This window comes from Plantactinospora solaniradicis, from assembly GCF_042658085.1.
In the GTDB taxonomy this organism is placed as follows: Bacteria; Actinomycetota; Actinomycetes; order Mycobacteriales; family Micromonosporaceae; genus Plantactinospora; species Plantactinospora solaniradicis.
In genome coordinates this window covers 212,113-232,013 of sequence record NZ_JBHSPR010000010.1, presented here as the reverse complement: position 1 = coordinate 232,013, position 19,901 = coordinate 212,113, and the positions used below count along the sequence as shown (strand labels likewise).

The 19,901-nt window shown below is 69.9% G+C and carries 25 protein-coding genes; 20 read left to right on the top strand and 5 right to left on the bottom strand.

Annotation, left to right across the window (positions count from 1 at the left end; all coding sequences use genetic code 11):
- Positions 1–5 precede the first annotated feature (5 nt).
- From ACFP2T_RS13520 to ACFP2T_RS13435, 18 genes are all read left to right on the top strand, one after another.
- Entirely contained in the window at positions 6–185 is a 180-nt protein-coding gene (locus ACFP2T_RS13520) for a hypothetical protein (protein WP_377421326.1), read from the top strand.
- Positions 182–1,348 carry a phage portal protein gene (locus tag ACFP2T_RS13515; protein ID WP_377421324.1) on the top strand — a complete coding sequence of 389 codons (1,167 nt, stop codon included), beginning with the start codon at positions 182–184 and terminating at the stop codon, positions 1,346–1,348. The genes ACFP2T_RS13520 and ACFP2T_RS13515 overlap by 4 nt, the downstream gene beginning before the upstream one ends.
- Entirely contained in the window at positions 1,345–2,007 is a 663-nt protein-coding gene (locus ACFP2T_RS13510) for an HK97 family phage prohead protease (RefSeq protein ID WP_377421321.1), read from the top strand. The genes ACFP2T_RS13515 and ACFP2T_RS13510 overlap by 4 nt, the downstream gene beginning before the upstream one ends.
- 143 nt (positions 2,008–2,150) lie before the next feature.
- A complete protein-coding gene (locus tag ACFP2T_RS13505; protein ID WP_377421319.1) occupies positions 2,151–3,551 on the top strand; it encodes a phage major capsid protein in 1,401 nt (466 codons plus the stop codon).
- 78 nt (positions 3,552–3,629) lie between these two features.
- A complete protein-coding gene (locus tag ACFP2T_RS13500) occupies positions 3,630–3,932 on the top strand; it encodes a hypothetical protein (RefSeq protein ID WP_377421317.1) in 303 nt (100 codons plus the stop codon).
- 9 nt (positions 3,933–3,941) lie between these two features.
- Positions 3,942–4,526, top strand: coding sequence for a phage gp6-like head-tail connector protein (locus ACFP2T_RS13495; protein ID WP_377421315.1), 585 nt, complete (start codon positions 3,942–3,944; stop codon positions 4,524–4,526).
- Complete coding sequence (locus tag ACFP2T_RS13490) at positions 4,526–4,948, top strand: hypothetical protein (protein WP_377421313.1); 423 nt, start codon at positions 4,526–4,528, stop codon at positions 4,946–4,948. Before ACFP2T_RS13495 ends, ACFP2T_RS13490 begins: the two co-directional genes overlap by 1 nt.
- A 3-nt stretch (positions 4,949–4,951) precedes the next feature.
- A complete protein-coding gene (locus ACFP2T_RS13485; RefSeq protein ID WP_377421311.1) occupies positions 4,952–5,704 on the top strand; it encodes a hypothetical protein in 753 nt (250 codons plus the stop codon).
- A 69-nt stretch (positions 5,705–5,773) separates the two neighbouring features.
- Positions 5,774–6,184 (top strand): phage tail protein, encoded by a 411-nt coding sequence (locus ACFP2T_RS13480; protein WP_377421309.1) that lies wholly within the window; start codon positions 5,774–5,776, stop codon positions 6,182–6,184.
- A gap of 16 nt (positions 6,185–6,200) precedes the next feature.
- Positions 6,201–6,689: a hypothetical protein gene (locus tag ACFP2T_RS13475; protein ID WP_377421307.1), complete on the top strand. Its 489-nt coding sequence runs from the start codon at positions 6,201–6,203 to the stop codon at positions 6,687–6,689.
- Between the two features lie 4 nt (positions 6,690–6,693).
- Positions 6,694–7,125, top strand: coding sequence for a hypothetical protein (locus ACFP2T_RS13470; RefSeq protein ID WP_377421305.1), 432 nt, complete (start codon positions 6,694–6,696; stop codon positions 7,123–7,125).
- 120 nt (positions 7,126–7,245) lie between these two features.
- Positions 7,246–9,336 (top strand): phage tail family protein, encoded by a 2,091-nt coding sequence (locus ACFP2T_RS13465; protein WP_377421303.1) that lies wholly within the window; start codon positions 7,246–7,248, stop codon positions 9,334–9,336.
- A 1-nt stretch (position 9,337) separates the two neighbouring features.
- The gene (locus tag ACFP2T_RS13460; protein ID WP_377421301.1) at positions 9,338–12,736 is read left to right on the top strand and encodes a hypothetical protein; all 3,399 of its coding nucleotides are present in this window, start codon (positions 9,338–9,340) and stop codon (positions 12,734–12,736) included.
- Between the two features lie 10 nt (positions 12,737–12,746).
- Positions 12,747–13,457 (top strand): glycine-rich domain-containing protein, encoded by a 711-nt coding sequence (locus tag ACFP2T_RS13455; protein WP_377421299.1) that lies wholly within the window; start codon positions 12,747–12,749, stop codon positions 13,455–13,457.
- Between the two features lie 12 nt (positions 13,458–13,469).
- Positions 13,470–14,324, top strand: a complete 855-nt coding sequence (locus tag ACFP2T_RS13450) for a peptidoglycan recognition protein family protein (RefSeq protein WP_377421297.1) — start codon at positions 13,470–13,472, stop codon at positions 14,322–14,324.
- Positions 14,324–14,746 carry a hypothetical protein gene (locus ACFP2T_RS13445; protein ID WP_377421296.1) on the top strand — a complete coding sequence of 141 codons (423 nt, stop codon included), beginning with the start codon at positions 14,324–14,326 and terminating at the stop codon, positions 14,744–14,746. Before ACFP2T_RS13450 ends, ACFP2T_RS13445 begins: the two co-directional genes overlap by 1 nt.
- On the top strand, positions 14,743–15,102 hold the full coding sequence (locus ACFP2T_RS13440) for a hypothetical protein (RefSeq protein ID WP_377421294.1): 360 nt from the start codon (positions 14,743–14,745) through the stop codon (positions 15,100–15,102). Before ACFP2T_RS13445 ends, ACFP2T_RS13440 begins: the two co-directional genes overlap by 4 nt.
- Before the next feature lie 119 nt (positions 15,103–15,221).
- The gene (locus ACFP2T_RS13435) at positions 15,222–15,401 is read left to right on the top strand and encodes a hypothetical protein (RefSeq protein ID WP_377421292.1); all 180 of its coding nucleotides are present in this window, start codon (positions 15,222–15,224) and stop codon (positions 15,399–15,401) included.
- 1,066 nt (positions 15,402–16,467) lie between these two features.
- On the opposite strand, the gene ACFP2T_RS13430 is transcribed toward ACFP2T_RS13435, so the two are convergent.
- From ACFP2T_RS13430 to ACFP2T_RS13420, 3 genes are read right to left on the bottom strand one after another with little or no spacing between them, the layout of a single operon-like run.
- On the bottom strand, positions 16,468–16,686 hold the full coding sequence (locus tag ACFP2T_RS13430; RefSeq protein WP_377421290.1) for a hypothetical protein: 219 nt from the start codon (positions 16,684–16,686) through the stop codon (positions 16,468–16,470).
- A complete protein-coding gene (locus ACFP2T_RS13425; RefSeq protein ID WP_377421288.1) occupies positions 16,683–16,961 on the bottom strand; it encodes a hypothetical protein in 279 nt (92 codons plus the stop codon). Before ACFP2T_RS13425 ends, ACFP2T_RS13430 begins: the two co-directional genes overlap by 4 nt.
- Positions 16,958–17,338 carry a hypothetical protein gene (locus ACFP2T_RS13420; RefSeq protein WP_377421287.1) on the bottom strand — a complete coding sequence of 127 codons (381 nt, stop codon included), beginning with the start codon at positions 17,336–17,338 and terminating at the stop codon, positions 16,958–16,960. Before ACFP2T_RS13420 ends, ACFP2T_RS13425 begins: the two co-directional genes overlap by 4 nt.
- Before the next feature lie 296 nt (positions 17,339–17,634).
- Between ACFP2T_RS13420 and ACFP2T_RS13415 the strand changes: the two genes are divergently transcribed.
- Entirely contained in the window at positions 17,635–18,354 is a 720-nt protein-coding gene (locus tag ACFP2T_RS13415) for an XRE family transcriptional regulator (RefSeq protein WP_377422785.1), read from the top strand.
- On the top strand, positions 18,351–18,821 hold the full coding sequence (locus ACFP2T_RS13410) for an NUDIX domain-containing protein (RefSeq protein ID WP_377421285.1): 471 nt from the start codon (positions 18,351–18,353) through the stop codon (positions 18,819–18,821). Before ACFP2T_RS13415 ends, ACFP2T_RS13410 begins: the two co-directional genes overlap by 4 nt.
- A 55-nt stretch (positions 18,822–18,876) precedes the next feature.
- Here the strand turns inward: ACFP2T_RS13410 and ACFP2T_RS13405 are convergent, their stop codons facing one another.
- Complete coding sequence (locus tag ACFP2T_RS13405; RefSeq protein ID WP_377421284.1) at positions 18,877–19,383, bottom strand: hypothetical protein; 507 nt, start codon at positions 19,381–19,383, stop codon at positions 18,877–18,879.
- The gene (locus ACFP2T_RS13400; protein WP_377421282.1) at positions 19,383–19,892 is read right to left on the bottom strand and encodes a hypothetical protein; all 510 of its coding nucleotides are present in this window, start codon (positions 19,890–19,892) and stop codon (positions 19,383–19,385) included. Before ACFP2T_RS13400 ends, ACFP2T_RS13405 begins: the two co-directional genes overlap by 1 nt.
- Between the last annotated feature and the right edge of the window lie 9 nt (positions 19,893–19,901).

Below are 19,901 nucleotides of genomic sequence, written 5' to 3'. Positions count from 1 at the left end.
GCCGGATGCGTGACCTCGTGACCACGATCCTCGACGTGCTCGGCCTGCTCCTGCTCGCCGCCGGACTGGCCGCCGCGGCGTACCTGCTGATCGGCTGGGCGTGCCTGGTCGTTGCCGGCGCCGTGGTGCTCGGCGGGTCGCAGCTCGCCGCGTACCTGACCCGGACTCGGCGGGCGGCGTCGTGAGCCTGTTCCGGCGGGAAGCCACGATCACCGGTCCGGACGGGCTGATTCCGTCCAGGGGCGGCAACAAGCGGTCCGGGGTGCCAGCGGTTACCAACGACAGCGCGATGCGTCACAGCGCCGTCTGGGCCTGCCTGCGGCTACGGGCTGACCTCGTCTCGACGATGCCCGTCGACGTATACCGCCGGATCGACGGCGTGCAGGTGTCCGTACCCCCGCCGCCGGTGCTGGTGAACCCGGGCGGCGAGCGGGTCGGGATCCAGGAGTGGCTGTACTCGACGCAGGTTGACCTCGACCGGGCGGGCAACTGCTTCGGCCTGATCACCGAGCGGAACGCGCTCGACCTTCCGGCCCGTATCGACCTGATCGCGCTGTCCGACGTGACGGTCCGGGCGAAGGGTTCGGAGATCACCGAGGTCCGGATCGCCGGCAAGAAGTACGACGGCGACCAGCTCAGGAACATCTGGCACGAGAAGCAGTTCACGGTGGCCGGCATCCCGCTGGGGCTGTCTCCGGTGACCTACGCCGCCTGGTCGATCGAGGAGTCGCTGTCCGCGCAGCAGTTCGCGCTCGACTGGTTCGGTGGCAGCGCCGTGCCAATGGCCGAGCTGAAGAACACCGCGAAGACGGTCAACCCGAAGGACGCCGCAGTCGCCCGTGACTTCTACCGGGCCGCCGTTACGACCGGGGATCTGTTCGTGCACGGCAACGACTGGGAGTACAAGCCGATCCAGACGGTGGCAGCGCAGACGGAGTTCCTGGAGTCGCGCCGGTTCGGGATCAACGACGTGGCCCGGTTCTTCGGCTGCCCGTCCGACCTGATCGACGGTGCGGTGTCCACCGGCAGCATCACCTACGGATCGATCACGCAGCGGAACCTGCAACTGCTCATCATGAACGTCGGCCCGGCCGTCAGCCGGCGGGAGACCGCGCTCGGTGCCCTGACCCCCAAGCCGCGATACGTGAAGCTCAACCGGTCCGCGCTGCTGGCGATGGACCCGGAGGCCCGCGCGCGGACGCTGAAGATCCGGCTGGACTCGCGGACCCTGACGCCGACCGAGGCCCGCGCGCTGGACGACCTGGCGCCGCTGACCGATGCCGACCTAGCCGAGTTCGACCGCGTGTACGGCGTACCCCGTACGACCCCGACGGGAGCGACAGCATGACCACCACCTTCCGCGATGCCGCCGCCGCCCGCGCTCAGGGTGTGCGGCAGCGGGCCGACCGGCCGTCCCAGCGTCGCTCTGCCGAGCCCGTCGGCTCCCGGGCGACCGCCCGCGCCGCGCTGTCCCGTGTCGAGCTGCGCGCGGCCGGTGACGGCGACGGGCTCGAATTCACCGGACATGCCAGCGTCACGGAGCACGCCTACGAGATGTGGGACTGGTACGGGCCGTACACCGAGGTTGTCTCTGCCGGGGCGTTCGACCAGACCCTGTCCCGCGCCGACCTGGACGTGCCGCTGGTGCTCGGCCACGACCAGTTGCGCCGGATGGCCCGGACCACGACCGGCACCCTGGATCTGACCGTCGATGAGGACGGCCTGGCGGTCGCCGCCCGGCTCGACCCGACCGATGCCGACGTGGCGTACATCGTGCCGAAGCTCCGGTCCGGCCTGGTCGACGAGATGAGCTTCGCTTTCCGGATCGAGCTGGGCACCTGGTCGCCGGACTACACCGAGTACCGCATCGACCGGGTGGACATCCACCGTGGCGACGTCGCGATCGTCGGTTACGGCGCCAACCCCGCCACCGACGCTGGGCTGCGGCAGACGAAGCCGGCATCGTCGCGCGCCCGCGCGTTCCTCGAGCTGGCCATCGCTCGCTGATCCATCCACCGACTACCTGCCTTGCGCGGGTGCTTTGCCCTGCTCTGCCTCGCACGAGTCCACCCGGCGCGTACGCCTCGGGTGGCCGTCTGACCTGGACACGGGCGTCTTCCAACCCAGATCACGAGACGAGGAGTACGAGCATGACGCTCGAACAGATGATCGCCGCCGCGCAGGAGCGAGTGCGGGCCGCGATCGCCACCCGGGCCACGGCGCAGGACGCGCTGATGGCGCTGCGGTCGGACCCAAACCTGACCGAAGAGGCCGTGGCCGAGCGGGTCGCCGCCCGTGACGCCGCCGACGCCGAGATCACCCGGGCGCAGGAGGCCCTGACCGGGTTGGAGGCGGAGCAGGCCCGAGAGACCGAGATCGCGGCGCTGACCGCCCGGGTCTCGCCGACCGGCACCCGCGCCCCGGCGTACGACCGGGTGGCCCGGGTCGGTGCCGAGGAGCGGACCTACCGGCCCGACACCGACAAGCGGGGCGCCGGCTTCCAGCGCGACGTCCTCGGGGCGTTCCTCGGTGACTACGAGGCGCAGAGCCGGCTGGCCCGGCACATGCAGGAGGAGCGGACCGAGCGGGGCGACCGGCTCCGGACGGACACGCGTGCGGTCGGCACCGGCGCGTTCGGCGGTCTGGTGATCCCGCAGTACCTCACCGACATGTACGCGCCGCTGGCACGGGCCAACCGCCCCCTCGCGGACGCGATGCGGCACCACATCCTGCCGGCGCAGGGCATGACGGTGGAAATCTCCCGGGTCACCACCGGGTCCAACGTCGACAACCAGGCCAACGAGAACGACGCGGCGGCCGAGACGAACATGGACGACACCGCGTTGTCGATCCCGGTCCGGACCGCTGCCGGTCAGCAGACCGCGTCGCGGCAGTCGATCGAGCGTGGCGCCGGAGTCGAGGACGTCATCCTGGACGACCTGTTCCGGGCGTACGGCAGCCGTGTGGACACCACGATCATCAACGTGGCGACGGTGGGTCTGTCGGCGGTCGCGGCGGCGGTCGCCTACACCGACGCCACCCCGACCACTGCCGAGCTGTACCCGAAGGTCATCGAGGGCCTGGCCGGTGTGGAGGGCGCGCTGCTCGACCAGGCGTCCGGGGACAACCTCGCGGTGATGCACTCCCGGCGCTGGTACTGGATGCAGAACGCGATGGGGACCAGCTACCCGCTGATCACTCAGCCGGGTGTGGTCGCGCAGACCCTCGGCGCGAACTACGCCGAGGCGTACGGCCGGGGCGTGCGAGGCATCCTGCCCAACGGCACGCCGGTCATCGTCGACAACAACATCGCGATCAACCTCGGCGCCGGCACCAACGAGGACGAGATTTACCTCGTGGACCGGATGGAGTCCCACCTGTGGGAGGACCCGGACGCCCCGGTGTACATCCGCGCCGAGCAGGCGAAGGCGGCGAACCTCGGCATCCTGCTGGTCGTCTACGGCTACTACGCGTTCACGTTCCAGCGGGCGCCGCACGCCCGGAAGATCGGCGGCACCGGCCTGATCACGCCGACCTTCACCGGCGCCTGATCCACCTGCTCCGGGGCTGGCCCGTCGCGGCTGGCCCCGGAGCGCCCATCCATCCAGCAACGAGCAGGAGGCTTCACGATGCCCCGCGGCACGCAGAACCAGAACGCGACCCAGACCGAGGCGCCGGCCACCCCGCCGGAGACGCCGAACCCTGCCGCTGACCCGACCCCGCCCGGCACACCGCCGGCCGCGCCGGAGCAGACCGCGTCCCGGGCCGCAGCCCGGCGGCGCGACGCGTACGAGGACGTCAAGCCGGCCGACCGGAACATGGTCGACGCGCTGCTGGTCGAACGGAACGGCTACGTCCAGCGTGGCGACCAGGCCGACCGGGTGAAGCAGGTCGACGAGCAGCTCAAGCTGCGCGGCTACCGGACCGCCTGAGATACGACGATGGCCACCGAGTACGCCACCCTGCCGGAGCTGAAGGCGTTCCGCCGCAAGTCCGGGGACACGGACGACGGGCTGTACCAGCCCCGGCTGATCGCGGCGTCTCGGGCCATCGACCGCAAGACCGGGCGCCGGTTCTACCTCGACGAGACAGCGACCGCCCGGACGTTCAACCCGCGCGGCCGGACCACCCCCGACGGTCTGCTGCTGGTCGACGACATCGGATCTGCTGCCGGGCTGGTCGTCGAGGTCGGCACCGGATCCTCGTGGACCGCGGTCACGAACTACGAGCCGTCTCCGGACAACGCCTTAGCCCAGAACGAACCCATAACTGGCCTGCTGCGGGCTACCCCGTTCTGGGGGTACGCCCCGGACCGGGTCCGGATCACGGCCCAGTGGGGCTGGCCGACGGTCCCGGACGACATCAAGGAGGCGACGTTGCTGCTCGCCAACCGGCTGCTGCTGCGCAAGGACTCACCCGAGGGTGTCGCGGCGTCGGGCGAGTGGGGCGCGCTGCGGCTGTCCCGATGGGATCCCGACGTCGAGGCGCTCGTCTCGCCGTTCATCCAGCCCGGGTTCGCCGGCTGATGGACCTCCAAGCCGTCCGCCAGGGCCTCGCCGACGCCGCCGCTACCGCCGACCCCGGACTGAACTGCACCGGCTACGTGCCCGACAGCATCAACGAGCCGGCGTTCTTCCCGGCCGAAGTCGACATCGACTACGACCAGACGTTCGGCGGCTCGGACACCATGACGATCACGTGCCGGCTGCTGGTCAGCCGGTCCGACGACGAGGCGGGCCAGAAGAACCTGAACGCCTACCTGTCCCGGGGCACCAAGTCGGTCAAGGCCGCGATCGAGGGCACGCCCGGCGTAGCGCAGACCCTCAGCGGAGCGTGTGACGACGTGCACGTAATGCGCGTGCAGGGGTACCGGTTCTACCAGCACAACGGCAGCGCGTACATCGGCGCCGAGCTGGTCGTCAAAGTCATCGGCGATCCGGAGGAGTAGACCGTGGCCAAGTTCGTGCTCAAGGGTGTCCGGCTGTTCACCGGCGGCGCCGACCTCACCAGCCGAAACAGCAAGCTTGAGCTGGCGTGTGAGGTCGAGTCGAAGGACGTCACAGCGTTCAACCCCGACTCCGACCAGGAAGTCTGGACCGAGCTGCTCGGCGGTCTCGCCAGCACGTCGGCCAGCGCCGAGGGCCAGTGGGAGGCCGGCGACCCGGGGAAGGTCGACGACGTGTCCTGGGCTGACCTGGGTGGCCTGTCGGCGTGGACGGCAACCCCGAAGGCGGCGACGGTCGGGAACCCGGCGTGGCTGCTGAACGCGATGCGCGGCAGCTACAAGGTCGGCGACCAGGTCGGCGAGGTCGCGCCGTGGGAAGCGGAAGCGAAAGGCACCTGGCCGCTGGTGTACGGGCAGATTGCGCACCCGCCCGGCACCGCCCGGACCACGACCGGCGACGGCACCGCCATCGAACTCGGCGAAGTAGCCGAAGGCCGGGCGCTGTACGCCTGCCTGCACGTCCTGTCGGTGGCCGGCACCACCCCATCCCTGACCGTGTCGATCGAGTCCGACGCCGCCGACGACTTCACCGGCGACGAGACCGCGCAGATCACGTTCGCCGCCGCGAACACCCGGGGCGGGCAGATCCTCCGGGCGCCGGGTGAGATCACCGACACCTGGTTCCGGCCGACGTGGACCATCTCCGGCTCCGGCGGCCCCAGCTTCCTCTTTGTCGTCGCCATCGGCGTCGGCGCGTAACCCATCCCTGATCCCGACCCGGCACCGCGTGGTGTCCGGGCTGTTCGTCGTGCCTGAAGGAGGCCAACCGTGGCGAAGATGGTGCTGAAGGCGTCCTACCTGGCGCTGAATGGCGTGGACCGGTCGAGCTGGACCAGCAAGATCGAACTGTCGACGGAGGTCGAGGACAAGGACGTCACGACCTTCGCCAGCCTCGGCTGGGTCGAGATCCTGGGTGGCCTGAAGTCTGGACAGCTCGCGGTCGGGTTCAAGCAGGACGTGGCCGCCTCTCAGCTCGACGCGACGATGTGGGCCCTGTTCGGCGAGATCGTCACGTTCGAGGTCCGGCTGTCCAACGCGGCGGCCGGCGCGAGTAACCCGGCGTGGACCGGGTCGGTGCTGATCAAGGAGTGGAAGCCGATCGCCGGTGCGGTCGGTGACGCGGCCGAGATGGACCTGACGTTCCCGACGTCCGGCGCCGTCGTCCGGGCGACGTCCTGATGGGGAAGTTCCCCACGTGATCGAGCTGTCCGTCGACGCACAGGCGTTGCAGGCGCTCGGCCGGCGGCTCCGCGACGAAGAGGACGGCAAGAAGCTCCGCCGCGACCTGGCGAAGAACCTGCGCGCGGCGCTGGAGCCGGCGAAAGACGAGGTCCGCTCCGCGCTGATGGGCATGGCGACCGCCGGTCTCGAGGTCGACGGGGCGCCGCTGCGGACCACGGTGCTGAAGGGCCTGAAGGCCGAGGCCCGGCTCACCGGCCGGAAGACCGGCGCCCGACTGAAGATCAAGAAGACGCCGGAGCTGCGGAACTTCAAGAACGCCCCTAAGCGGCTCAACAGCAAAAAGGGCTGGCGACACCGCGTATTCGGCCAGGACGTGTGGGTCACGCAGGTCGGCGAGCGGGAGTACTTCGACCGCACCATCCGGACCGGCCAGGGCCGCTACCGGGCCGCCGTTCGCGCCGCGATGGCCGAAACCGCTCGACGGATCACCAGGAAGGTGTGAACAGATGCAGGTCACATACAAGCCCGAGGACGGCGGCGTCCAGTCGTGGGAGTTCCTGCCCGGCCGGGTCCGGTCGATGGAGGCCGCGCTCGTCGAGAAGACGTACGGCAAGCCGTGGGAGCAGTTCTGCGCCGAGGTCCAGTCCGGATCGATGAAGGCCCGTCGGGCGCTGCTGTGGCACCTGATGCGCCGCGACCACCCAACCACCCGCATGGAAGACGTCCCCGACTTCTACGCCGACGAGGTTGTGATCGAGCACAGCCTGACCGAACTGCTGGACGTCCGGGACACGCTGAGCAAGGCCGACCTGCCCGAGGCGGAGCGGACGCAGGCGCTCGCGATGTTGGACGTCGACATCGCCAAGGCCGAGGCCCGGGGCGCTGAGCCCGAGGGAAAAGCGATCTCGAAGACCGCCTTGCTGCCCGAGCCGGCCTGATCTCGCACTACTGCGGTGTTCGGCCCTGGGAGCACGAGCTGCTGACCGTGGAGCAGGCCGAGGGATTGATCGCCTTCGTCGACAAGGCCAACGAGAAGCCAGAAGAGGGGAGCTGATGTCATGAGCGACACCTCCCTGGTGTTCAACATCCTGGCCAAGGACCGGGCGTCTCGGGTCTTCAGCAAGGTCCGCCGCGCCGCACTCGACGGCGGCTCGGCGATCCGAATGGCGTTCGGTCCGGGCGCCGCCCCCGTACTGGCCACGGCGACCGCCGGAGCGATCGGGCTCGGTGCGGCTCTGGCTGGTGCCGGCGCGGCGGCTGGCGTCTTCGGCGCGGTGACCGCCTCGGCGTTCTCCGAGGTGCAGGAGGCCAGCAAGAAGTCGGCCGACCTGGTCGACAAGGTGGCGCTGCTGGAGGAGCGGATTAGGGTCGCGAACGCCACCGGGGTCGGCGACGCCAAGAAGCTGGAGAAGGCCCGGGTCAACGCCCTCAACGAGCTGATGGCGCGGTACAACCAGATGCCGCCCGCGCTGCGTCAGGTCACTCAGGCGTACGACGGAATGGGACTGTCCTGGCAGCGGTTCGTCGACAAGAACAAGCCCGCCACGTACGGGATCATGACCCGAGGCTTCACCCTGATCAGCTCCATCGTGCCGAAGCTGCAACCGCTGTTCGACGTCGCCGCGAACGCTGCCGGCCGGCTGGTCAACTCGCTGACCAAAGCTGCCGGCGGCGGCGGGATCGAACGGCTCGTCGGCTGGCTGACGGCGCAGGCCGGGCCGGCGCTGACGAACCTCGGCACCATCGGGAAGAACTTCGCCATCGTCATGGGCTCCCTGCTGGGTGAGTTCGACTCCACCGGGCAGGGCATCCTGAAGTGGATCGCCGACGCCTCGACGAAGTGGGCAGCCTGGGCGCAGCAGACCGAAGGCGGCGGGCTCCAGGCATTCTCGGCGTACGTGCAGCAGCACGGCCCGCAGGTGTTCGAGCTGCTGTCCAACCTGGCGACCGCTGCGGTGAACATCGCGCAGGCGACCGCGCCGCTGGCTCCGATCTCCCTGGCGATCGCGGGGGCGCTGGCGTCGATCGTCGCGGCCCTACCGCCCGGTGTGATCACAGCCTTGGTCGCCGCGTGGATCTCGTACTCGGTGGCGATGAAGGGGTACCGCGTGGCGGCGACCGCCGCCGGTATCGCAACGAGCGTCGCCAGCAGCAAGGCGGTCACGGCGCTGGGCGGGTGGATGGTCGCTGGTGCCCGCTGGTCGGCAACCATGATCGCGTCCGCCGGGCGGGCAACCGCGACCTGGGTTGCGTCGATGGCCCGGTGGGTGGCCACGTCGACCGTTGCGGCGGCCCGGTCGGTGGCGACGATGGCGATAGCTGTGGCCACGACCGTGGGCGGCTGGATCGCGATGGCGGCGAGCGCGATGGCGTCGGCAGCGGTGATCGCGATTGCGTGGCTGATCTCGCTCGGCCCCATCGCCCTGATCGTCCTCGGCATCATCGCGTTGATTGCCATCTTCGTGTTGCTGTGGAACAAATGCTCTTGGTTCCGCGACTTCTGGATCGGCGCCTGGAACCTGATCAAGGGCGCCGTCATGGCCGCGTTCGGCTGGATCCGGGACAACTGGAAGCTCGTGCTGGCGATCATCACCGGCCCCGTCGGCATGGCGGTCTTCCTGGTCAATAAGTACTGGGGCCAGATCAAGGCGGGTGCCGGGGCGGCGGTCGACTGGGTGAAGACGAAGTGGAACCAGATCACCTCGTTCTTCACCGGCCTGCGGAACAAGATCGCCGGCACCCTGTCCGGGATGTTCAGCCCGTTGTGGAGTGGCTTCCGGAACACGATCAACAAGCTCATCGGTGGCTGGAACCGGCTCAGCTTCACCATCGGCGGCGGCAGCTTCGCCGGGATCAGCATCCCGTCGGCGAGCTTCGGCACCCCGAACATCCCGTACTTGTACGGCGGCGGCACGATCGCCAAGGGCGGCGCGGCGATGGTAGCCGACAAGCGCGGCCGGGGCGGCGAGATGGTGCACCTGCCGAAGTCGGCGCAGGTCACCCCGCTACGCAACGGTGCCGGCGGCGGGGCCGTCCGGGTCGACATGCACATCGAGCCCGGCGCAGAGCGGTTCCTCCACGAGACGATCCGCAAGTTCGTCACCTTCAAGGGCGGCAGCGTGCAGAGCGCCTACGGCTCGGGGAGCTGACGTGGCCTGGCCGTCGTCACCGCTCGGCGTGCGGGTAGAGATTTACCTCGGCCCGGCGCTCGGCTGGGTCGACATCACCGCCGACGTCCGGCTCGGCCGGGCCAACTCCGGCGGTGGGATCACCATCACCCGGGGTCGGCAGAACTGGGGCCAGGACGCTGACTTCTCCACGGTCGACCTGACCATCAACAACCGGACCGGGAAGTACACCGCCCGCAACCCACGTGCCGAGTACTACGGCATCATCGGCCGGAACACCCCGATCCGGATCCGGGTCAACGAACTGGCCGGCTCCGGCTGGGTGAACATCCCGACGGGAGGGCAGCTCACCACTCCCGACGTGGCCGCGCTCGACATCACCGGCGACATCGACGTGCGGGTGGACGCCGCGCTCACCGGCTGGGTCAGCGGCGCCACGCTGGCGAGCAAGTACTCAACCGCCACCGACGAACGGTCGTGGGCGTTCCTCGTCGATACGGGCGGCAACCTGGGGCTGTACTGGTCCCCGAACGGCACGTTCGCGTCCCGGTTGTACGCCGAGTCGACGGCCCCGGTGTCCGTGCAGCCCGGGGCCCGACTCGCGGTGCGGGTCACCCTCGACGTCAACAACGGGGCCGCGGGGAACACGACCACCTTCTACACCGCCCCGACGCTGGCCGGGCCGTGGACGCAGCTCGGATCGCCGGTCGTCAAGGTCGGCACGACCTCGATCCACCCGGGCGGCGACGTGGTCCAGGTCGGTCGCGAGGACGGGCTCACCGACCCGCCCGCCTGCGGCCGGCTGTACGGGCTGGAGATCCGTAACGGGATCAACGGCACCGCCGTGGCCAACCCGACGTTCGCCGACCAGGACCCCAGCGCCTTCACCATCACCGACGCCGCCGGCCGGGTGTGGACCCTCAACGAGGTCAACGTCGTCAACCCGGCGTACCGGATCGCTGGCGAAGTCGTGGCGTGGCCGCCCCGGTGGGACGTGTCGGAAAAGGACAAGTGGGTGCCGCTGGAAGCGACCGGCATCCTGCGGCGGCTCGGCGTCGGGGCCAGGCCCGTCCTGTCGCCGCTGCACCGGTACTGGCAGACACGCCCCATCCTCCGCTTCTGGCCGGTCGAGGACACGGCCGGCGCCGACCAGGTGTCGTCCGGGCTGCCCGGCGGCCAGGCGGCGGTGCCGTCCGGCGGGGTCAACTTCGCCGGAGACGACACCCTGCCGGGCGCGACCCGGGTAGCAACCCTGCCGGAGGGCGCCCAGATCCGGTTCCCCGGCGTGACGCAGGTGTCGGGCACGGCCTGGTCGGTCCTCTGGTACTTCAAGCTGCCGCAGGTGCCGACGTTCACCGCGCCGCTGGTGCAGATCCGGAGCAACGGCCGGGTGACCCGGTGGGAGGTGTCGGCGACCTCGACCGAGTACCTGATCACCGGGTTCGACGTCGATGGCAACTCGGTCACCTCGAACAACACCGGACACGGCACCGCGCCCACCGAGTGGATCGCCATGCAGTTGACGGTGATCCAGGACGGCGCGAACGTCGACTGGTACGGGTACTGGCAGGCCGTCTCCGACCCGGAAACCCTGTACTACACAGGCGACCCGCCACCGACGTACGCCGGTTCGATCGGCGCACCCGTGGAAGCCATGGCCGAAGGCGACGCGGACTCGATCGACATGGCGTTCGGCAGCCTGGTCATCGGCGAGGGCAACATCCCGTGGTCGACGAACCGCCGGGACGCGGCCGGCGGGCACCTGGGCGAGACCGCCGCCGACCGGATCCGCCGGGTCGGCGCCGACGAGAACGGCATCCCCATCTCGATCATCGGTGACCCGACCCATACCGCGCCGATGGGTCGCCAGCGGCCGGGGACGCTGCCCGAGGTGCTCCGCGACTGCGCACGCGCGGACGGCGGGATCCTGTTCGAGGACCGGGGCCGGGTCGGTCTGGTGTACCGCACCCGGGAATCCCTCTACAACCAGTCGTCGCTGACGCTGTCGTACTCGACCGGGCACGTCTCCCCACCGTTCGAGCCGGTCGACGACGACCAACTCACCCAGAACGACATCACCGCCACCCGGGCCGATGGCGGCTCGTACCGGACTGTGCAGGAGACCGGGCCGCTGAACGTCCAGGAGCCCGGCACCGACCCGGACGCGGTCGGCGTCTACGCCGCCACCCCGACGGTGAACGTCGCGGCGTCGAGCCAGCTACCCGACGTCGCCGGCTGGCTGAAACACCTCGGCACCTGGGCTCAGGGTGACCGCTACGCCTCGATCCACGCCGACCTGACGCACCCGTCCTACACCGGCGACATGGCGATGACCCGGGCGGTCGCCGCGCTCGACTCCGGCGACGTGCCGCAGGTCGACGACCTCCCGGACTGGGTTGCACCCGGGCCGGCGCCGGTGATGGTGCAGGGTGCCACCGAGGTCATCGACGCGTACGACTGGGACATCACGTTCAACGCCACCCCGGGCGGCCCGTGGAAGGTCGCGGTCGCCGACGGGGACCAGCGGGCACCGGCCGACGGATCCACGCTCGTCGCCGACATCACCGACACCGACACGGAGCTGCTGCTCGGCAGCACGATCCGGAACGGCCCGTGGCGGGTCGGCAGCAGCATCACCCTGCCCGACACCTTCCCCCTGCCCATGCGGCTGGGCGGGGAGATCGTCACCGTGTCCGAGATCGCGCCGAGCGTGGTCGACGCGTACGGGCGGACCTCCGTCAGTACCTGGGCGAGCCCGGACGTCGGTCCGGCGTACACCACTTCGGGCGGGGCTGCGTCGGACTACAACGTGTCCGGCGGGACCGGCCGGCATAGCAACACCGACGTCGGCATCCTGCGCCGATCGAAGCTCAACATCGGCAGCATCGACTGGGACCACACCATCGACGTGTCGTTCCCGATGACCAACGCGAACACCGCCCCGGTCACCGCCTGGTGCGCCGGGCGGCTGCTCGACGACGCGAACAACTACCTCGCGGTGTTGTCCCTCTCGACCGCCGGGGTGATGTCGCTGCGGATCGACAAGCGGGTGGCAGGTGCGCTGACCAACGTCACCGCGGCGCGCAACGTCGCCAGCAACTCGGCGAACAACTGGTGGCGCGTCCGGTTCCGGGGCAGCGGATCGACGATGTGGGCGACCGCGCAGAACATCACCACCGGTTCACGGTCGCTGTCGATGGCCGCTACCGACACGTCCCTGACCACCGGGACGCAGATCGGCGTGATGTCGCGGTTGGAAACCGGCAACACGAACTCGCTGCCGGTGCTGATCCAGTGGGACAACCTCACGGTCCACTCGCCGCAGCTCGTCACCGTCACCCGGGGCGTCAACGGGTTCACGCGGGCCTGGACCGCCGGCACACCGATCGACGTCGCCGACCCCGCCATCGCCGCCCACTGAGGAGATCGCCATGGTCGACGTCAACATCGCCTCCGGAGATCGGCTCACCCCGCCCGTCCTGCCGTTCCGGACCCCGGACCAGCAGATACTCGTGTCGTCGACCACCTGGGATCCGATCCCAGGAGCCAAGTACTACGTGGTGGAGGTCCAAGGCGGCGGCGGTGCCGGCGGCGGAGCCCCCGCAGCGGGGGCGGGGAATACCTCGTGTGGCTGCGGCGGTGAGGGCGGCTCGTACGTCCGGAGCCTGATCCCGGCGTCCGAGGTGACAGGCCCGGTAACCGTCACGGTCGGGGCTGGCGGTACGCCTGCCTCCGGAGCGACCGGCGGCAACGGCGCCACCTCCAGTTTCGGGTCGCAGGTGTCAGCAGCAGGCGGTGCCGGCGGCACCGTCAACGGGCCGAATACGTCGATCTTCGCGGTTCCGGGACCGCTGACCTCGTCTCCATCCATGACCGGCGACATCCAGATCAGGGGCGGCGGCGGGGGCGCTTCGGTCCGCTTCGGCGCCGCACAGGCTATCGGCGGCGCCGGTGGCACATCCCATCTCGGCGCCCCCGGACCGACGACCGGTAGCGGCAACTCCGGCGCGAACGGCATCGCGGGCGGCGGCTACGGCGCAGGCGGAAGCGGCGCCTGCAACAACGGTGGAGGAGCCGGAGTAGCCGCCCGCTCCGGCGGTGCCGGCGCACCCGGCGTCGTGATCATCACAGCCATCTTCTGAGCGGAGGGATTCATGGCACTGACCTGGCTCGCTGACGAGCTGCGCAAGGCTGGCCTGACCGTGGTCGAGCACTCCAACTGGAAGACCCACGACCGGCCCGGCTCCTGGTCGCCGACGTTCGGTGTCATCCACGCGACCGCCGCGCCGAAGTCGCAGGCGGACAGCGTGCAGATCAGCGTGGTCCGCAACGGCCGGTCCGACCTGCCGGGGCCGATCGCGAACGCAACCATCGACCGGGCCGGCGTCTGGCACGTCCTGTCCGCCGGCCGCTGCAACTCGACGCTGGCCGGCACCGCCGGTCCGTACAAGGGCAAGGGCAACACCTACGCCTTGTCGACCGAGGCGTGCAACGACAACCGATCCGAGCCGTGGCCGGACGTGCAGTACCGGTCGTACGTGCGGGGCTGGGCGGCATGGTGTCGCCGGCTCGGCTGGCCTGCCTCCCGGCTGGTCGGCCACAAGGAGCACACGCCGGGTCGGAAGACCGATCCGAGTTTCAACATGGCCACCTTTCGGCGGGACGTCGCCGCGGTGCTGGCCGGAGGAGAGGACGACGAGATGTCAGTTGAGGACGTAGAGAAGGGCCTGCATCTGGCCCTGATGCAGGCCGCCAACCCGCCCGCCGGGGTCGCCGGCCAGCGGGGGCGGCAGACCCGGGACGCCCTGCGCGCCATCCTCGCAACGGAGTCCACCAACCCGGCCGAGCTGAAGGCGGCGCTGGACGGGCAGGACGCTGACGTGGCGTCGATCGTCGCCGGGGTGCTCGCCGGGCTGTCGCCGGAAGCGATCGCGGCGGCGATCCCGCTGGACCTGGCCGAGCGGGTCGCGAACGAGCTCGGCCGCCGGCTGGCCACCCCGACCGGCTGATGCAGCCCGTCTCGGTCGTCACCGGCCGGCACCCGTACCAGGTCGCGATCCACGCCTCGGCGATCGTCTGCGGGATCGCCCTGGTGCTGACCGACCGGGTGCCGCGCTCGGCGGCCGAGTCGATGCCGTACCCGGTGCAGGTGCTCTGGGTGGCGCTGCTGGTGACCTCCGGGCTCGCCGCGCTGGTCGGCGCCTGGTGGCGGGGCCGGTTCGCCACCGGGCTCAAGGTCGAACTGGGCGGAGTACTGCTGCTGGCCGGCGGCACCGGCATGTACGGCGTCGCCCTGTTCGCTGTCAGCGGATGGGCCGCGGTCGTCGCCGGCTCGTTCGTCGTCGGCATCGCGCTGGGCTCATGGTGGCGGGCCGCCCAGATCCTCCGGGAGCTGCGGCACGTCGCGGACGCGGAGAGGAGCCTGCGGTGACCGGGCCGATGTGGGTGACCCTGATCGTCGGTGTGCTCGGCGGCACGGCCGGGCTCGCCGCGCTGGCGAACGCGTTCTTCGGCCGCAAGAAGACCACAGCGGAGGCGACACAGATCGTCGTCGGCTCCGTGGTCAGCGCGATGAACGAGTTCGAGGAGGCAGCCAAGGAGGCGAACGAGACCGCCCGCCAGGCGTACACCGAGCTGCGGACGGTCCGGGACGAGGCGGTCGAGCTGGCCAAGGAACTGCACCGGATCCGAATGGCCATCATGCGCCCGGACGCCACGATCGAGGGTCTGCGGGCGCTGGTTGCCTCCGGGCCTGGGCCGGGCACGAACGGCCGGTCGTACCCCTGAATTTCGTTACGAACGCGATCTTGGACGGTTATTTCGTTACACGCCCTGGTCAACCCCCCACGCACACCACCGGCCCGGCGTCCGCCCGGTCGGCTTCTGCACGCCCTGAGGAGGGCACCGTGAAGGTAGCGAAGTACGCAAAGACCATCGTGGCCGCGATCGTGGCCGGCGGCACCGCGCTGGCCGTGGCGATGGGCGACGACACCCTGTCCACCACCGAGGGCGTCACCATCGCGCTGGCGGTCCTCGGCGCGCTCGGCGTCTACGTGGTCCCGAACGCCCGGGACACCGACGTCTGATCCATCCGTACACCGACGGGCCCCGGCCTCCCGTGTGGAGGTCGGGGCCCGCTTCTTGCTGTGTCGGTGCCTTCCGAGCCTGGCGGTACCACCTGCCGTCGCCGTGGGCGGAGTGAGCCTTAGTCTAGGATTGGAAATGAAAGGCCGATCCAGTCACCGTTGGCCCACCCTTCCGCAACCACCTCGTAGGTGAATTGAAGGGTCGGTGAGAAACACACTTTCCACGTGCCCGCCGCAACCCCCGATGACGAACATACGTACTCGCCGATGATGGCGCCGCCGTTGTAAATATGGTACAGGCGCACTATTGCTGTCACGCTGGCGAGGGTGGTTCGGCTGTTGCGCACGATGACTGCCCCCTGTATGGAAGGCCCATTTGCCGACCTGATTGCGCAAGGCTGCGCCAACACACCCGCGTCGAACTCAATGGTGGGTCCACACTCCCACCTAGCGGGGCTGGAGCTGATCGGGTTTGTGCGGCCGTAAGCAACCCAGGTGCCGTCGGCCGGCACAAGTGCGGACGGCCGCATGCGGTCGCGCAAGGAGCCGCTTTCTGCACTGGCGGGGGCGGCGGTTGCCAGAGTCAGCCCGGAAACAGCCATGATGACGGCTGCCAATCCTGCGACCACCCGTGAAAATCGCATGTTGATCCCTTCTGAGGCAAGCGAGCCGACCGATCAGCCGCCCGCGTTCGACGCTCGGGAGTTGCGCTGTGGGGAAGTTAGAGGAGATGTGCGCCAGATGGGATCAGCCGCAGGTCGTACTACCCGTGGTTGGATGCGGGGCGCGGAGCCTCCGGGCGATGATGGCTCCGTCTCGCATCCAGCAAACAAGGGCGGCCCCGGCCGATCCCTCCGAAGGGGACCGGACGGGGCCGCATCTGTGTCGGTGCCTTCCGACCGGCTCGCCCCACCTGCCGTGGCCGTGGCCGGCGGACCGGAGGGTGGTCAACCCCGACACCGACAGCCTGCCCGGCCGGCGGCGCGACCGGCCACACCAGACTGCCGCGCTGTGGACAACCGGGGTGCCTGTGGACAAGCGCCTGATCAAGGGCCGCTGTGGTACGTCAGCCGAGCGGGGATCCCTCGGGGCCGCCGAAGACCGGGGGCGGCGGCATCGGTGGCAGGCCGTCGGGCCAGCAGATCGGGCACTCGCACAGCTTGGTCCGTACCTCCGCGCTGTCGCCGATGACGACCGCGCCGGGGCACCCGTGCGGTGTGTCGCCAGCCGTCGCCTGGTCGCCTCGGAAGCAGGGCATGCACACCGCGGCCGGGTCGATGGTCACAGCCGCACCGCGAGCTGGTCGGCCAGGCTCCGCAGGTCGACCGCCGTCAACGACCCGGGGTAGATCCCTCGGGTCAGGATCGCCGCAGCCTGCCCCGGCACCGGTTCCCCACCGTCGAACAGCAGATGCTCGACCGCCCACGACCGCCAGCGGCAGTACCCGGTGACCGGGTTGCAGTGCCAGCAGCGGCGCCCGTCGCGGTGCATGTTCAGGAACCGGGTGGCGGTGAGGTCGTTCAGGGTGGACCAGGCGGCGGGGTTGTACTCGCCGTTCACGACGTCGGCGCCATCGCGTCGAGGATGGCGCCGACCCGGGCCATCAGGGTGATGCACGGGCCGTGGTCCGGCGCGGTGCCGCAGTCGAAGGTATGTCCCCAAACCCGCACCCAGCCGACGTCTTGCCGGTACATGATCGGCAGGACGATGGTCGACACCACGAAGTCGAGCCGGCGGGTGATGGACCGGCCGTGCAGCTCCAGCCAGTCGGATGACTCAAGGTTGAGTTCGAGGCCGACGGGCACGTGCTGGATCACCACGTCTTCAAGCGCACGCCGCTGTGCCCGGTCGGCTTCGGCAGTCTCTTGGGCCTGGGCTTGTTTCAAGGTCCGTGCGGCCCGGTATCGGTCGAGTGCCGCTTTCCAGTTGCCGTACACGCGTATCACCCCTGCCCTGACCGAGGGGCGTGGCGACCAGGCCCTGACGTCGACCGCCACGCCCCCGTATGGGGGCACCGCCCGCGGTGTTGACGGGTCAGGCGGCGCCCGGCTGTTGGCCGTAGCGAGAGCCGGTTGCCGCCGGTCCACGCGCTGCGTCCGTGGGCCGGACGCTACGGACCGCGTCGGGACGGCTGAACGGCGCACAGGACGCATCAACGGACGTTTTGGAGTCCCGGAAACGTCCCGTTCGTAGTTGTACCGTCGTGGGTGTGAACGACAGGCTGCGGACAGCCATGCTGCGGGCCGAACTCGACTCGGCCGCGCTCGGCCAGCGGATCGGGGTCGACGGCAAGACCATCGACCGGTGGATCGGCGGCCGGGTGCCGCACCGCCGGAACCGACTCGCCGTCGCCGAGGCCCTGGGCGAAGAGGAGGCGGCGCTGTGGCCGACCGCCCGACCCGACCAGGCACCCGGGTTCGCATCCACCGGTGAGGTCGTCTCGGCGTACGCACACCGGGCCGAGGTGCCGACCGATCTGTGGGTCGGTCTGCTCACCGGGGCCCGGGAGCAGATCGACATCCTCGGGTACGCCGCGCCGTTCGTGTTCGAACTGACGCCTCATGTCCATGACCTGATCGCCGAGAAGTGCGCGGACGGCGCCCGGGTCCGGATCGCGCTGGCCGACCCGGACTGTGACCACGTCCGGGAGCGCGACGAGCTGGAGCAACTCGGCGGTACCCTGCCCGGCCGGATCCGGAACGCGTTCACGATGCTCGGCCGGATCGCCGACGTCGAGGGCGTACAGGTCGGCACCCACACCGTGCACCTCTACAACTCGTGGTTCCGGTTCGACAACCAAGCCATAGCCACGCCGCACCTGTTCCGGTACCGCGGCTACCAGCATCCCGCGTTGCACCTTCGCCGGCTGTCAGCCTTCGGTATCTTCGAAACCTTCGCCGAGCAGTTCCGTCAGGTGTGGGACACGGTGCAGATGCTGGAGGTCAGCCGGTGAGTCGCCGCGTGGACTATTTCGACGACCCGGACGCCCCGGCGCTGACGTCGCTGGTGCCGGGTGGGTCCGCGCTCGTCGTCGACGAGCAGGGCCGGATCCTGTTGCAGCGCCGGGCGGACTCCGGGAACTGGTCGCTGCCGGGCGGCACGATGGAACTCGGCGAGACGCTCGGCCAGGCGGTGGTGCGGGAGACCCGGGAGGAGACCGGGCTCGACGTCGAGCTGACCGGCATCCTCGGGATCTACACCGACCCCCGGCACGTGATCGCGTACGCCGACGGTGAGGTGCGGCAGGAGTTCGTGGTCGTGTTCACGGCGCGGCCGGTGGACGGCACGCTGGCCGTCTCCGACGAATCCACGGAGGTCGCGTGGATTCACCCGGACGACATGGCGGACATGCCGATGCACGAGTCGGTCCGGCTCCGGATCGGCCACTGGACTGCCGGCGGCCCACCGCACATCGGGTGATGGGGCGGCCAGGCTTTCAGAACTGAAAGCCTGGCCGGGGAACTTCCCCACCCGGTCAGCGGTTGCGCACCTCCCGGACCTCCCGGATCCGGCGCTTCACCGTCGCCTCGGAGATGCGGAACCGCTCCATCGCCTGGCGCACGATCTCGGCGTACGGCACACCCTCCAGGTCGAGGCGGTCGACAAACTCCGCCTGCGTCTCCGGCAGGTTGGCACTGGTGCCAACGTGTGGGTCCTCGTCGTCGAGGGCAAGGTCGATCTCGTCGTCCGGGAGCGACGACCCGGTCCGGAGCACGTGCTCGATCTGCCGGACCCGGCGGCCGTCCCGGTCGACGATCCGCCCCCACCACGAGGTGTCACGGTCGGTGTCATCGGTGTCAGACACCTCGTCGACCAGCGGGTTGATCCCATCGGTGTCGTCGGCCGGCGCGGTAGGGGAGGAGTTCCGGATCTTGAAGTACCGGTGCGCCTCGACGAGTCCCCAGAAGACAGCCACAGCGGCGAGTAGGCCGATCGGCCCGCCCCAGCCACGGTCAACCTGCTCGGCAGCGATAGTCAGCATCACGCAGCTCCAAACAGCCACTCGGGCAACGGGCTCACCAGGTTGGTGAGCAGGTCGATCGACCAGACCGTGACGTCACCGACCGCACCGCCGGGCAGGTCGGACAGCAGGCCGAGCAGGACCGCGCAGATCCACAGCTTCGTGTTGAGCCGGCCGGCGCTGGACGCGGGGAAGGTCAGGGCCGCGAACCTGCCCAACCTCTTGGACGCCTTGACCGGGAGCAGGCAGCCGACGGTGTAGAGGAACAGGCAGCCCACCGCGGCGCCGAGTACGGCGTTCACCGAGGCGCCCGCAATGTAGGCGCTGCCGGTCTTGTCGAGCAGGCCCTCGATCAGACCGGTCAGCGAGTCGACGGTCCACCGATCCAGCGGCGAATCGTTGAAGCCCTCCCTCACCGCCGGTACGGCCATGAGGAACGCCAACCGGTCACGCAGCGAGTTCGGGCCCACCGACATGTAGTCGACGACCAACGCCAACAACAGCAAGACAGCGACCGCAGTCGGGGACATCACGTGCTC